We start from the raw sequence: 14179 nt of genomic DNA, 5'->3' as shown, positions 1-14179 counted from the left end.
GCTTAGCGGTCCACGTCGGCCATAACGAAATCGATACTACCCAGGTACGCAATCAAGTCCGCGACCATCTCGCCTTTGATCACCGAAGGGATCTGCTGCAAGTGGGCGAAGCTCGGGGTACGGATCCGGGTGCGGTAGCTCATGGTGCCGCCATCGCTCGTCAGGTAATAACTGTTGATACCCTTGGTCGCTTCGATCATCTGGAAGGATTCGTTGGCCGGCATGACCGGGCCCCACGAAACCTGCAGGAAGTGCGTGATCAGGGTTTCGATGTGCTGCAGCGTGCGCTCTTTCGGCGGCGGCGTGGTCAGCGGGTGGTCCGCCTTGTACGGGCCTGCCGGCATGTTGCGCATGCACTGCTCGATTATCTTCAGGCTCTGGCGCATTTCTTCGACGCGCACGATGCAACGGTCGTAGGCATCGCCATTGGCCCCCAGCGGTACTTCGAATTCGAAGTTCTCGTAGCCGGAGTACGGGCGCGCTTTACGCAGGTCGAAATCGCAGCCGGTGGAACGCAGGCCGGCACCGGTGACGCCCCATTCCAGGGCCTCTTTGGTGTTGTACTGGGCGACGCCGATGGTGCGGCCCTTGAGGATGCTGTTGTCCAGCGCAGCCTTTTGGTACTCGTCCAGACGCTTGGGCATCCACTCGACGAATTCCTTGACCAGACGCTCCCAGCCGTTCGGCAGGTCGTGGGCAACACCGCCGATGCGATACCAGGCCGGGTGCAGGCGGAAACCGGTGACGGCTTCGATGACCTTGTAGGCGCGCTGGCGGTCGGTAAAGGTGAAGAACACCGGGGTCATGGCACCGACGTCCTGGATATAGGTACCCAGGAACAGCAGGTGGCTGGTGATCCGGAAGAACTCGGCCATCATGATGCGGATGGTGTCGACGCGGTCCGGCACCTTGATACCGGCCAGCTTCTCGACCGAGAGCACGTACGGCAGGTTGTTCATCACGCCGCCGAGGTAGTCGATACGGTCGGTGTACGGGATGAAACTGTGCCACGACTGGCGCTCAGCCATCTTCTCGGCACCGCGGTGGTGGTAGCCGATGTCCGGCACGCAGTCGACGATTTCTTCGCCGTCCAGTTGCAGGATGATACGGAAGGCACCGTGCGCCGAAGGGTGGTTCGGGCCCAGGTTGAGGAACATGTAGTCCTCGTTGGTGCCGGAACGCTTCATGCCCCAGTCTTCCGGACGGAAGCGGGCAGCCTCTTCTTCAAGCTGTTGCTTGGCCAGGTTGAGGCTGAACGGGTCGAATTCGGTCGCGCGGGCAGGGAAGTCCTTGCGCAGCGGGTGACCTTCCCAGGTCGGCGGCATCATGATGCGCGACAGGTGCGGGTGGCCCGGGAAGTCGATGCCGAACATGTCCCAGACTTCACGCTCGTACCAGCTGGCGTTCGGCCAGATGCCGGTTACGGTCGGGATGCTCAGGTCAGTTTCAGACAGCGCGACCTTGATCATCACATCGCTGTTACGTTCCAGCGACATCAGGTGGTAGAACACGGTGAAATCGGCGCCGCTCGGCAGCCCTTGGCGCTTGGTGCGCAGACGCTCGTCCACGCCATGCAGGTCATAGAGCATGACGTACGGCTTGGGCAGGTTGCGCAGGAAGGTCAGGACTTCGACGAGCTTGGCACGCGCCACCCACAGCACCGGCATGCCGGTGCGCGTGGCCTGGGCGGTGAAGGCGTCAGGGCCGAAACGGTTGTTGAGTTCGACGACCACATCCTGGTCGTCTGCCTTGTAAGGCGGGATATACAGAGCACTGCCTGTAGTCATGGTTTTTTATCGCTTTCGGTCAACGTAAAGAATGAAGCCAGGTTTTCGTTCTATAAAAGAAGCGGTGCTGGATCAGACTTCGTCAGGGCTGCGCAGGTTGGTGACTGCGATTCGCTGTTCGCGGCGCTGTTCCTTTTGAGACGGCATCTCGGCGCGATAGACGCCTTGTTCACCGACGACCCAGGACAGTGGGCGACGCTCCTTGCCGATCGATTCCTGCAATAGCATCAAGCCTTGCAGGAACGCTTCAGGGCGAGGCGGGCAGCCAGGCACGTAGACGTCCACGGGCAGGAACTTGTCCACCCCCTGGACAACGGAGTAGATGTCGTACATGCCACCGGAGTTGGCGCACGAACCCATGGAGATAACCCATTTCGGTTCGAGCATTTGCTCGTAGAGACGCTGGATGATCGGCGCCATCTTGATGAAGCAGGTGCCGGCGATAACCATGAAGTCCGCCTGGCGCGGCGATGCCCGGATAACTTCGGCGCCGAAGCGCGCGATGTCGTGGGGCGCCGTGAAGGCGGTGGTCATTTCCACGTAGCAGCACGAAAGACCGAAGTTGTACGGCCACAGGGAGTTCTTACGCCCCCAGTTGACCGCGCCACTCAGCACGTCTTCCAGCTTGCCCATGTAGATGTTTTTGTGGACTTGGTCTTCTAACGGGTCGGAAACGGTTTCCCGTTCGCCGATGGGGTACTGCTCGTTAGGAGCATCCGGGTCGATCCTGGTGAGATTGTATTGCATCGCCAAAGCCTCATTGTTTCAGCTTCGCTTGCCGCTTACGACGAGCTTCCGGAGCCCAGTCAAGGGCGCCCACTCGGAATAGGTAGACAAGGCCTGCCAACAGAATTGCTATGAAAACGAGGGCTTCGACGAATCCGGTCCAGCCGCTTTCGCGGACGGACACAGACCAGGCAAAGAGAAAGAGGGCTTCGATATCGAAGATCACGAACAGCATCGCGACCAGATAGAATTTGGCTGAGAGCCGCAAGCGGGCGCCACCTGTAGGCAGCATGCCGGACTCGAACGGTTCATTCTTGCTGCGGCCCCAGGCTTTTGACCCGAGGAGGCTGGAAACACCGAGCATGAAGGCGCAAAGGCCGACAACACCGAGGAGGAAAATGGCAAAGCCCCAGTTGTGGGCCATGAGTCCTGTCGCTTCGGTCATGCTGGAAATCCTTAACAGAGAGCAAAGGTCTCTGAGCTCGAAAAAGTAACGATGCAGTGACGATATGTCGCACTGCAATCAATCGCGGTGATTTTATGGCTAAACACCGGGCAAGTAAAATTCCGATAGCGAAATTATTCGATGGAATAAGCACATAGTGCACCTTTGTGGGGCTGTAGCCCTTGCGGGGCGGGGATTAGCCGGCTTTTCACCAATTATGTTTTGTTTTAGCTGTAAAGAAGTTCTCATGCTCTAAATGATAATGAATATTGTTTGGGTGGGTTTTAAGCGGATGTTTGTGGTGGGGGCGCAGAAGTTGCCGTTACTTGCTTGAGTGCCGCTTAGTTGCCTGAACGGATCCTTATAACCGACCAGGCTTGCGCAGATACCGCCCTGGATCAATGTTTTGCGCAAAATCCTCAGAAAGCCTGCGTTCCCTGTGGGAGGGGGGGCAGGCAAAAAAAACGCCCCGAACCAGTCGGGGCGTGATTGTTTTGCGGCATTGCGGTTAGGTCTTCCATGCGGCCGCAATGGCCGTTTGCTCGGTGCTTAGTGGAACTGCTCTTCTTCGGTCGAACCGGTCAGTGCGGTCACGGACGAGGTGCCGCCCTGGATCACGGTAGTCATGTCGTCGAAGTAGCCGGTGCCCACTTCCTGCTGGTGCGCCACGAAGGTGTAGCCTTTGGCGGCGTCAGCGAACTCCTGCTCCTGCAGCTTCACGTAGGCGGTCATGTCGTTGCGGGCGTAGTCGTGCGCCAGGTTGAACATGCTGTGCCACATGTTGTGAATGCCGGCCAGAGTGATGAACTGGTGCTTGTAGCCCATGGCTGACAGTTCGCGCTGGAACTTGGCGATGGTCGCGTCGTCCAGGTTCTTCTTCCAGTTGAAAGAAGGCGAGCAGTTGTAGGACAGCAGTTGGTCCGGGTATTCCTTCTTGATCGCTTCGGCGAAACGACGGGCTTCTTCCAGGTCAGGCTTGGCGGTTTCGCACCAGATCAGGTCCGCATACGGCGCATAGGCCAGGCCGCGGGCAATGGCCTGGTCGAGGCCGGCGCGTACCTTGTAGAAGCCTTCCTGGGTGCGCTCGCCAGTGACGAACGGCTTGTCGTACGGGTCGCAGTCCGAGGTCAGCAAGTCGGCGGCGTTGGCATCGGTGCGCGCCAGGATGATGGTTGGCGTGCCGGCGACGTCAGCGGCCAGGCGCGCAGCGGTCAGCTTCTGCACAGCTTCCTGGGTCGGTACCAACACCTTGCCACCCATGTGGCCGCATTTCTTCACCGAAGCCAGCTGGTCTTCGAAGTGCACGCCGGCAGCGCCGGCCTCGATCATGCTCTTCATCAGCTCGTAGGCGTTCAGTACGCCGCCGAAACCGGCTTCAGCGTCGGCCACGATCGGTGCGAAGTAGTCGATGTAGCCTTCGTCACCCGGGTTCTTGCCGGCTTTCCACTGGATCTGGTCGGCACGACGGAACGAGTTGTTGATGCGCTTGACCACGGTCGGCACCGAGTCCACCGGGTACAGCGATTGGTCGGGGTACATGGATTCAGCGGAGTTGTTGTCCGCTGCCACTTGCCAGCCGGACAGGTAGATCGCCTGGATACCGGCTTTTACCTGTTGAACTGCCTGGCCGCCAGTGAGGGCGCCCATGCAGTTGACGAAATCTTTGTCGGGACGGAAGGAAGGCTTGGCACCTTGGGTGACCAGCTTCCACAGCTTCTCGGCGCCGAGTTTTGCAAAGGTGTGCTCAGGTTGAACCGAGCCACGCAGGCGGACGACGTCAGCAGCGGAATAAGCGCGGGCTACGCCTTTCCAGCGTGGGTTTTCAGCCCAGTCTTTTTCAAGGGCTGCAATTTGCTGTTCGCGTGTCAGTGCCATGGGGAAAAACCTCGTCGCATAGGTCTAGGTGGAAAATTCCATTTGCCAGCCACGTAGTAAGTGCGTGGTTTTGGCTGCTCGCTGACCAGAAGCTCAGGTGGTCAAGCCGGGCTTGGCGGGGAAGGCGACGGGATGAACGATTGGCTCAAGGGTGGAATTGAGCAGGTAGGGGCAAACTGCGAACGGTCTTCGGGCGTCGTGGGCCTTGGTACGATCCATCAGTGTGTAGCCGGGTTACCTGGTTGGCTTCCGTCCCTCGGGACAACTTCGTTCCAGTCGCAACCTCGTCAAACACACCTTGTGGGCGGTACAGACACGAATCGGCTCGGGTGGGTAGCTTGGAGCGGCGATCCGAAGGCCCTTGCCAGGGCCCCTGATTAGCGGGAGCGAGGCCATCATGCCCAGGCTTTTTTCGATCGTCAAATGTTTTGTAGTGCTTTTTTTCAAGCACTACATCTTTGGTCTAATACGACTCATCAGTCAGTTTCCGGTGCTTCAGTTCAGGGTGTCGACCTTGACCCGCAAAGTCAGGTCATCGCGGCCCTGGGTAGAGTAGCTGCGGGTTGTAGAGGATTTGTCGGCCTGGGTCTCGCGATTGATACCGGCCAGGGGGATCCACTCGCCCAGGCGCCCGCTGACGGTTGTGTCGGTGCTCTGGACGTTCACTACATCGGGGCGTTCCTGGCTCATGCGGTCACGGTTGGTACTGATGCTCAGGTGTACGGTCTCGCCGGTGACGCTGACGGTGACGTAAAAACCCTGGGTGACGTTGCGATACTGGGTCTGGTTTTGCAGGCGGCCGTAGCTGTCTTGCTGGGTGGTGGTCAGCGGAACGCTCTGGCCGACCTGGATCAATGCGGGCACGCCTTCGCTCGCCTGGATCTGCTGGACACCGCCGTCGCGGCTGGCAGTGCCGTAGCTGATGATGCGAGTCTGGCTGTCGCCGGTGTTTTGCTGATTGTTCTCGTTGGTGTCGACGGTGATCAACAGGCGTTTGGCGGGCGTGTCCAATTGCGCGAGCAGTGCGCGCAGGTCCTGGATCTTGCCGGGGTCGGCCTTGACGATAAGCTGGTTACCGTAGGCGCTGACGCTGCCGTCCTTGCCGATGAAATTCTGCGCCACGGGCAGGAGGTCGGCGCTGGTGCGATTGCTCAGGTTGACGACTTCGGTGTCGGCCACGGCCGGGGCGCTGGCGGCCAGGAGGAGTGCGATGAGCAGGGTGCGTAGGGACATGTCCGTTATCTCTGCGAGTCAATTAGGCGTGATAGTGCCAGTTTGTCGGCCCGGCAGGCCGCAAATTGAATCGTAGACGGCAAAATGCCCTGGCAGGGCAGGGTATTGCTGGTGTTGCTGAAATAGCTATCGGGAGCAAGCCCCCTCCCACATTTTGACCGCGCTCCGAAGAATGACTCGGTCAAGTGTGGGAGGGGGCTTGCTCCCGATGGCAGCGACTCGATCCTGAATCAGCCCTCACGCACCATATCAACATGCGGAATCCCGACTTCCAGGAATTCTTCGCTGACGATCTTGAAGCCCAGCCGCTCATAGAACGGCGCGGCATAGACCTGTGCGCTGAGGAACTGCTTGCGCTGGCCGCGTTGCTCGGCCGCACCGATCACGGCTTCCATCAGCTTGTCGCCGACTTTAAGTCCGCGCCAGTCCTTGAGCACCGATACGCGCCCGATTTCGCCGCTGGGCAGCAGGCGGGCGGTACCGATCGGAAAGTCGCCTTCGAATGCCAGGAAATGCACCGCGCCGGCGTCGTCGGCGTCCCATTCAAGCTCGGGTGGAACCGATTGTTCGGCGATAAATACCGCTTCACGAATGCGCCGAATCTCAGCGATATCCTTTTGCCAGTCCGCGACACTTACGTGAATCTTATTCATCGGCAAACCCCAGGCTTCCTTGCTTGACCAGTTCGCACAGCAGGTCGCGACCGTCTTCGTCGGCGAGCCATTCGCCGAGGTTTTCGCTGTGCAGTGCGTCAGCCGAGCACACCAGCTTCAGCAGTTCGCGCAGTTTGCCCGGCAGGTAACGGCTCTGGCCGCTGGCAAACAGCAGCACATCGTCGTCGACTTCGGACCAGGCCAGGCGCGCACTCGGGTTGCGTACCAAAATCGCACCGTCTTGAAGGGCGTTGATAAAGTCATCTTCACCCAAGTCCTCACCGGCTACCAGTTCCGGGTAGCGTGGCTCGGTCATGAACTGGCCGAACCAGGTCAGCAGCATGCGCTCGTCGCTCATGTGCTCGGCCAGCAGGCTCTTGAGGCGGTCCAGTGCGTCGCCCTGGATCTGGTGCGGGTCGCTGGCCGGTTGGGCGTCGGCGTCGGTGTAGCGCTCTTCGTCAGTCAGGTATTGGCTGAGGAAGTCGGTGAAGTGGGTCAGCACTTCGGCGGCGCTCGGGGCGCGGAAGCCGACGGAGTAGGTCATGCAGTCATCTTCGGCAATGCCGAAATGCGCCAGGCGGGGTGGCAGGTAGAGCATGTCGCCCGGCTCCAGTACCCATTCGGCGCTCTCTTCGAATTCGGCGAGGATGCGCAGGTCGGCGTGTTGCAGCAGCGGGCTCTCGGAGCTGCACATCTGGCCGATCTTCCAGTTGCGCTTGCCTTGGGCTTGCAGCAGGAACACGTCGTAGTTATCGAAATGCGGGCCTACGCTGCCTCCCGGTGCTGCAAAGCTGATCATCACATCGTCGATGCGCCAGCTTGGCAGGAAACGGAATTGCTCCAGCAACTCGGCCACTTCCGGCACGAACTGGTCCACGGCCTGCACCAGCAGGGTCCATTCGCGTTCGGGCAAGGTGCTGAAAGCATCTTCAGCGAACGGGCCGCGACGCAGTTCCCACGGGCGTTCACCGTGTTCGATCACCAGGCGCGACTCGACTTCTTCTTCCAGGGCCAGGCCGGCCAGTTCGTCGGCGTCGATCGGGCTTTCGAAATCAGGGATGGCCTGGCGGATCAGCAGCGGCTTTTTCTGCCAGTAGTCGCGCAGGAATTCCCGTGCTGTGATGCCGCCCAGAAGTTGAAGAGGGATATCAGGATTCATGTGTAACCTATTGAAAAAAAGCACTTTTCAGACTGGAATAAAAACGCCCGGCGCGGCCGGGCGTCTCAAAGGGTCTTGCTATGATCAGATGCGCTTGGCTTGCTCTACAGCGTTGCCGATGTAGTTGGCCGGAGTGAGCAGTTTCAGCTCGGCCTTGGCGGCGGCAGGCATGTCCAGGCCGTCGATGAAAGTTTGCAGGGCTTCGGGGCTGATGCCCTTGCCGCGCGTCAATTCCTTGAGCTTCTCGTAAGGGTTTTCGATGTTGTAGCGGCGCATCACGGTCTGGATCGGCTCGGCCAGGACTTCCCAGCAAGCGTCCAGGTCGGCCGCAATTTTCTGCTCGTTGAGCTCCAGCTTGCTGATGCCCTTGAGGCTGGCTTCGTACGCGATCACGCTGTGTGCGAAACCCACGCCGAGGTTGCGCAGCACGGTAGAGTCGGTCAGGTCGCGCTGCCAGCGGGAGATTGGCAACTTGCTGGCCAGGTGCTGGAACAGGGCGTTGGCGATGCCGAGGTTGCCTTCGGAGTTTTCGAAGTCGATCGGGTTGACCTTGTGCGGCATGGTCGACGAACCGATTTCACCGGCAATGGTGCGCTGCTTGAAGTAGCCCAGGGAGATGTAGCCCCAGATATCGCGATCGAAGTCGATCAGGATGGTGTTGAAGCGTGCAATCGCGTCGAACAGCTCGGCGATGTAGTCGTGCGGCTCGATCTGCGTGGTGTAAGGGTTGAAACCCAGGCCCAGCTCGTCTTCGATGAAGGCGCGGGCATTGGCTTCCCAGTCGATCTCAGGGTAGGCCGACAGGTGGGCGTTGTAGTTGCCTACGGCGCCGTTGATCTTGCCCAGCAACGGTACGGCCGCCACTTGAGCGATCTGGCGCTCCAGGCGGTACACCACGTTGGCCAGTTCTTTGCCCAGGGTGGTCGGCGAAGCCGGTTGGCCGTGGGTACGCGACAGCATCGGCACGTCGGCAAAGCGGATGGCCAGTTCGCGGATGGCGTTGGCGGTCTGGCGCATCAGCGGCAGCATTACGTCATCACGGCCTTCGCGCAGCATCAGGGCGTGGGACAGGTTGTTGATGTCCTCGCTGGTGCAGGCAAAGTGGATGAATTCGCTGACCTGGGCCAGTTCCGGCAGCTTGGCCGCTTGCTCTTTGAGCAAGTACTCGATGGCTTTTACGTCGTGGTTGGTGGTGCGCTCGATCTCTTTGACACGCTCGGCGTGCTCCAGGGAGAAGTTTTCCGCCAGGGTGTTCAATACAGCGTTGGCTTCGGCGGAAAACGCCGGGACTTCGCTGATGGCGGGGTGAGCGGCCAGGCGCTGGAGCCAGCGCACTTCAACCAGAACGCGAGCACGGATCAAACCGTATTCGCTGAAAATCGGGCGCAGGGCCTGGGTTTTGCCGGCGTAGCGGCCGTCAACAGGGGAAACCGCAGTGAGCGAAGAGAGCTGCATGGGGTGTTCTCGGACAGTCGGGCAACGAAATGGGGCGCGTATCATACATGAAAAAATCCGCCGGTCCGTCGCCAACTGACCGGCGTATTACGCGTAATGCTTCAAAACTGGGGTTGCTGCGACTTATTCGTTGCGCATCAACGGGTAAAGCTCTTTGAGCAATTTGCGCCGGCTGATCACCAATTGCCAACGATGACCGCCCAATTGGCGCCACAGCCGCGCCGAACGAATACCGGCCAGGAGCAGGGCGCGGATCTTCGAGGCGTTGTTCGGTTGCTGCAGGTTGCGCATGTCGCCGTGCACCTGGATGCGCTGGCGCAATGTGCTCAAGGTGTCCTGGTATAGCGCGCCACAGGCCGCGATCACGTTTTCGTGGGCCGGGCCGAAGTGTTCCACCTGGGACTGGATCTGCGGCAAGCGTTTGCCGATGGTTTCCAGCATGTCGTCGCGCTTGGCCAACTGGCGCTCCAGGCCCAGCATCGACAGGGCGTAGCGCAGCGGTTCGCGTTGCAGGGTGCTGGGGTCGCGTTCCAGGGCGCCGATCAGTGCGCGATAACCTTCACGCAGCGCCAGGTCATCTCCGCCGTAGACCTCCAGGGTATCCTTGGGGTCGCGGATCAGCAGGCTGCCAAGCATGCAGGTCAGCCCGGCCTCGGTGACCTGGCCGGTCTTGGCGATCTTGTCCACCAGTACCGCGGCGAGGAAAACCCCGCCCAGTGCCGTCAATTGCTCCTGGGTCGGGCTCATGCCGGGCTGCTCCAGGCTTCGGCGACTTCAATCACGCCACCGCCCAGGCAGATTTCACCGTCATAGAAGACGACGGACTGGCCGGGGGTGACTGCGCGCTGCGGGTCATCGAAGGTGGCGCGATAGCCGTTGGCGGTTTTTTCCAGGGTGCAGGGCTGGTCGCTCTGGCGATAGCGCACCTTGGCCGTCAGGCGGCGCGGGGTGCTCAGGTCGATCGGGTTGACCCAGTAGATCTCGGAGGCCAGCAAGGCGCCGGAGAACAGCAGCGGGTGCTCATTGCCCTGGCCAACGATCAGTTCGTTGTGTTCCAGGTCCTTGACCAGCACGTACCACGGCTCTTCCCCGGCATCTTTCAGCCCGCCGATGCCCAGGCCCTGGCGCTGGCCGATGGTGTGGTACATCAGGCCGTGGTGGCGGCCGATCACTTCACCGTCGGTGGTCTTGATCTCGCCCGGTTGCGCCGGCAGGTATTGCTTGAGGAAGTCGCTGAAGCGGCGCTCACCGATAAAGCAGATGCCGGTGGAGTCCTTCTTCTTGGCAGTGGCCAGGCCGTGTTTCTCGGCGATCTTGCGCACTTCTGGTTTTTCCAGCTCGCCCACCGGGAACAGGGTCTTGGCGATCTGTTCGCCGCCGACGGCGTGCAGGAAGTAGCTCTGGTCCTTGTTCGGGTCCAGGCCCTTGAGCAGTTCGGTGCGGCCATCGATATCGCGGCGGCGCACGTAGTGGCCAGTGGCAATCAGGTCGGCGCCGAGCATCATGGCGTAGTCGAGGAACGCCTTGAACTTGATTTCACGGTTGCACAGGATGTCCGGGTTCGGCGTGCGGCCGGCCTTGTATTCGGCCAGGAAGTGCTCGAACACGTTGTCCCAGTACTCGGCGGCGAAGTTGGCGGTGTGCAGCTTGATGCCGATCTTGTCGCACACGGCCTGGGCGTCCGCCAGGTCGTCCATGGCGGTGCAATATTCCGTGCCATCGTCTTCTTCCCAGTTCTTCATGAACAGGCCTTCCACCTCATAACCCTGCTCCATGAGCAGAACGGCGGAAACGGAAGAGTCCACGCCGCCGGACATGCCGACGATGACGCGCTTCTTTGGTGTGTCAGAAGGGGCTGGATCACGCATAGGGTTTCAACGGGTGTCTTGAAAAAGGACGCGATTCTAACAGGCTAGCGCGCGCAAGGCTAAAGGGAAGGGCGGATCAATTCGAGACTGTGGCGCTGTCCGGCCAGATAATCATCGATGCAGCGGATGATCAACTCGCTGCGCCAGTCGTCGCGCAAGGCCATCAGCTCGTCGCGGGTCAGCCAGCGGGCGCGGAGGATGCCTTCGTCGAGTGAATAGTCCGGGTGATGTTTGAGTGCCTTGGCGATGAAGCAGACCCGTTGATAGGTCACACCATTGCTGGGGGCAGTGTACAGGTAGATCCCGACAATGCCGGTGGCTTCGACGTCCCAGCCGGTTTCTTCGAGGGTTTCGCGGATGGCGGCCTCGGTCAGGCTCTCATGCGGGTCGAGGTGACCGGCGGGCTGGTTGAGCACGGCGCGGCCGCCTTTGAGCTCTTCGACCATGAGGAAGCGGCCGTTGTCTTCGACGATGGTGGCGACGGTGATGTGGGGTTGCCAGGTCATGGGAGGCCTCTCGATTCAGAGTGTGGCTCGATCAGTGTGGGAGGGGGCTTGCTCGCGATGGCGGTAGGTCAGTCAATGAGTCTGTTGACTGATACTCCGCCATCGGGAGCAAGCCCCCTCCCACACAGAGATTGTGTTTCTTCAGTTAAACGCTGGAAACAGAAACCCCGGCACGGGGCCGGGGCTTCTTTGCATCCTTACAACCTTACTTCAACTTGGCAATCGCCGCGTTGAGGGTGTTGCTTGGGCGCATGGCTTTGCTGGTCAGTTCTGGGTTCGGCGCGTAGTAGCCGCCGATATCCACTGGCTTGCCCTGTACTGCGTTGAGCTCGGCAACGATGGTTGCTTCGTTCTCGGCCAGGGTTTTTGCCAGTTCGCCAAACTGCGCTTGCAGTGCAGCGTCTTCGGTCTGGGCGGCCAGGGCTTGTGCCCAGTACAGCGCCAGGTAGAAGTGGCTGCCACGGTTGTCGATGTTGCCGACTTTGCGTGATGGCGACTTGTTGTTGTCGAGGAACTGGCCGGTGGCCTGGTCCAGGGTCTTGGACAATACCAGGGCTTTCGGGTTGTTGTACGTCACACCCAAATGCTCAAGCGAGGCGGCCAGGGCCAGGAATTCGCCCAGGGAGTCCCAGCGCAGGAAGTTTTCTTCCAGCAGTTGCTGCACGTGTTTTGGTGCCGAGCCGCCGGCGCCGGTTTCGAACAGGCCGCCGCCATTCATCAGCGGCACGATCGACAGCATCTTGGCGCTGGTGCCCAGTTCCATGATCGGGAACAGGTCGGTCAGGTAGTCGCGCAGTACGTTGCCGGTCACCGAGATGGTGTCCAGGCCCTTGCGGGTACGCTCCAGGGTGAACTTCATCGCGTCGACCGGCGACATGATGCGGATATCCAGGCCTTCGGTGTTGTGGTCTTTCAGGTAAGCCTGAACTTTCTCGACCACGACGCCGTCGTGTGCACGCTTGGGGTCCAGCCAGAAGATTGCCGGGGTATTACTGGCACGGGCGCGGTTGACGGCGAGCTTGACCCAATCCTGGATCGGCGCGTCTTTGGTCTGGCACATGCGGAAGATATCACCGGCCTCGACTTTCTGTTCCATCAGCAGGTTGCCCTTGCTGTCGGTGACGCGAACCACGCCGTCAGCCTTGATCTGGAAGGTCTTGTCGTGGGAGCCGTACTCTTCGGCTTTATTCGCCATCAGGCCAACGTTCGGCACGCTGCCCATGGTGGTCGGGTCGAAGGCGCCATTGGCCTTGCAGTCTTCGATGACGGCCTGGTAGATGGTGGCGTAGCAGCGATCCGGGATCACTGCCTTGGTGTCGTGCAGTTGACCGTCGGTGCCCCACATCTTGCCGGAGTCGCGGATCATGGCCGGCATCGAGGCGTCGACGATCACGTCGCTTGGTACGTGCAGGTTGGTGATGCCTTTGTCGGAGTTGACCATCGCCAGGGAAGGGCGAGCGGCGTAGACCGCTTGAATGTCCGCTTCGATCTGGGCTTGCTGGTCGGCCGGCAGGGTCTTGATGCGGGCGTACAGGTCGCCGATGCCGTTGTTCAGGTTGAAGCCGATCTGCTCGAGCACGGTGGCGTGCTTGGCCAGGGCGTCTTTATAGAACTCGGCAACGATCTGGCCGAACATGATCGGGTCGGAGACCTTCATCATGGTGGCTTTGAGGTGAACCGACAGCAGCACGCCTTGTTTCTTGGCGTCTTCGATCTCGGCGGCGATGAACGAGCGCAGGGCGCTTTTGCTCATCACGGCGGTGTCGATGATCTCGCCGGCTTGCACATTGGTCTTTTCTTTCAGGACGGTGGTGGTGCCGTCTTGAGCAACCAGCGCGATTTTGACGGCGTCAGCGGCCTCGATCTGTACGGCTTTTTCGCTGCCGTAGAAGTCGCCGTTGCTCATGTGCGCAACGTGGGACTTGGAGTCGGCAGCCCAGGCGCCCATTTTGTGCGGGTGCTTGCGTGCGTAGTTCTTGACCGACAGGGGTGCGCGGCGATCGGAGTTGCCTTCGCGCAGGACCGGGTTCACGGCGCTGCCCTTGACCTTGTCGTAACGTGCGCGGGTTTCTTTTTCCGCGTCGGTGGTTACGGTTTCCGGGTAGTCCGGCAGGGCATAGCCCTGGGCCTGCAGTTCCTTGATCGCGGCTTGCAGCTGCGGGGTCGAGGCGCTGATGTTAGGCAGCTTGATGATGTTGGCTTCAGGCGTAACGGCCAGGGCGCCCAGCTCGGCGAGGTGGTCCGGGACGGCCTTGGTGCCCAGTTGCTCGGGGAAGCTTGCCAGGATGCGCGCGGCCAGGGAGATGTCGCGGGTTTCCACGGCAATATCAGCGGAAGCGGTGAAGGCCTCTACGATAGGCAGCAGTGAATAGGTGGCGAGGGCAGGGGCTTCGTCGGTGAAGGTGTAGATGATCTTCGAGCGGGTGGGCATATTCGGATTAACTCTCTTCTTTGCTGAAAGCGTGCGCAGAA

At 60.4% G+C, this 14179-nt stretch carries 12 protein-coding genes; all 12 read right to left on the bottom strand.

Features of this window, described 5'->3' with window-relative positions; translation table 11 throughout:
- Positions 1–2: 2 nt before the first annotated feature.
- Positions 3–1787: an NADH-quinone oxidoreductase subunit C/D gene (gene nuoC / locus JBE38_RS21710; protein ID WP_060755666.1), complete on the bottom strand. Its 1785-nt coding sequence runs from the start codon at positions 1785–1787 to the stop codon at positions 3–5.
- 72 nt (positions 1788–1859) lie between these two features.
- A complete protein-coding gene (locus JBE38_RS21705) occupies positions 1860–2534 on the bottom strand; it encodes a NuoB/complex I 20 kDa subunit family protein (protein ID WP_060755665.1) in 675 nt (224 codons plus the stop codon).
- Between the two features lie 10 nt (positions 2535–2544).
- Positions 2545–2958: an NADH-quinone oxidoreductase subunit A gene (locus JBE38_RS21700; protein WP_003219575.1), complete on the bottom strand. Its 414-nt coding sequence runs from the start codon at positions 2956–2958 to the stop codon at positions 2545–2547.
- 549 nt (positions 2959–3507) lie between these two features.
- Positions 3508–4833 (bottom strand): isocitrate lyase, encoded by a 1326-nt coding sequence (gene aceA / locus JBE38_RS21695; RefSeq protein ID WP_205345098.1) that lies wholly within the window; start codon positions 4831–4833, stop codon positions 3508–3510.
- A 495-nt stretch (positions 4834–5328) separates the two neighbouring features.
- A complete protein-coding gene (locus tag JBE38_RS21690; RefSeq protein ID WP_205345097.1) occupies positions 5329–6066 on the bottom strand; it encodes a secretin N-terminal domain-containing protein in 738 nt (245 codons plus the stop codon).
- Positions 6067–6296: 230 nt separating this feature from the next.
- The gene (locus JBE38_RS21685) at positions 6297–6719 is read right to left on the bottom strand and encodes a GNAT family N-acetyltransferase (RefSeq protein WP_060755662.1); all 423 of its coding nucleotides are present in this window, start codon (positions 6717–6719) and stop codon (positions 6297–6299) included.
- A complete protein-coding gene (locus tag JBE38_RS21680) occupies positions 6712–7878 on the bottom strand; it encodes a ribosomal protein uL16 3-hydroxylase (protein ID WP_205345096.1) in 1167 nt (388 codons plus the stop codon). Before JBE38_RS21680 ends, JBE38_RS21685 begins: the two co-directional genes overlap by 8 nt.
- 84 nt (positions 7879–7962) lie before the next feature.
- Complete coding sequence (purB, locus tag JBE38_RS21675; RefSeq protein WP_010209589.1) at positions 7963–9333, bottom strand: adenylosuccinate lyase; 1371 nt, start codon at positions 9331–9333, stop codon at positions 7963–7965.
- 123 nt (positions 9334–9456) lie between these two features.
- Complete coding sequence (hflD, locus tag JBE38_RS21670; RefSeq protein ID WP_046068637.1) at positions 9457–10080, bottom strand: high frequency lysogenization protein HflD; 624 nt, start codon at positions 10078–10080, stop codon at positions 9457–9459.
- The gene (gene mnmA, locus JBE38_RS21665; protein ID WP_090370265.1) at positions 10077–11201 is read right to left on the bottom strand and encodes a tRNA 2-thiouridine(34) synthase MnmA; all 1125 of its coding nucleotides are present in this window, start codon (positions 11199–11201) and stop codon (positions 10077–10079) included. Before mnmA ends, hflD begins: the two co-directional genes overlap by 4 nt.
- Positions 11202–11260: 59 nt before the next feature.
- Positions 11261–11707: an NUDIX hydrolase gene (locus JBE38_RS21660; protein WP_090370268.1), complete on the bottom strand. Its 447-nt coding sequence runs from the start codon at positions 11705–11707 to the stop codon at positions 11261–11263.
- A gap of 205 nt (positions 11708–11912) precedes the next feature.
- Positions 11913–14138, bottom strand: coding sequence for an NADP-dependent isocitrate dehydrogenase (locus JBE38_RS21655; protein ID WP_060755658.1), 2226 nt, complete (start codon positions 14136–14138; stop codon positions 11913–11915).
- Positions 14139–14179 lie beyond the last annotated feature (41 nt).

The organism is Pseudomonas sp. ICBG1301, from assembly GCF_016918385.1.
Taxonomy (GTDB): domain Bacteria; phylum Pseudomonadota; class Gammaproteobacteria; order Pseudomonadales; family Pseudomonadaceae; genus Aquipseudomonas; species Aquipseudomonas palleroniana.
This window is presented reverse-complemented; position numbering and strand designations above follow the sequence as displayed.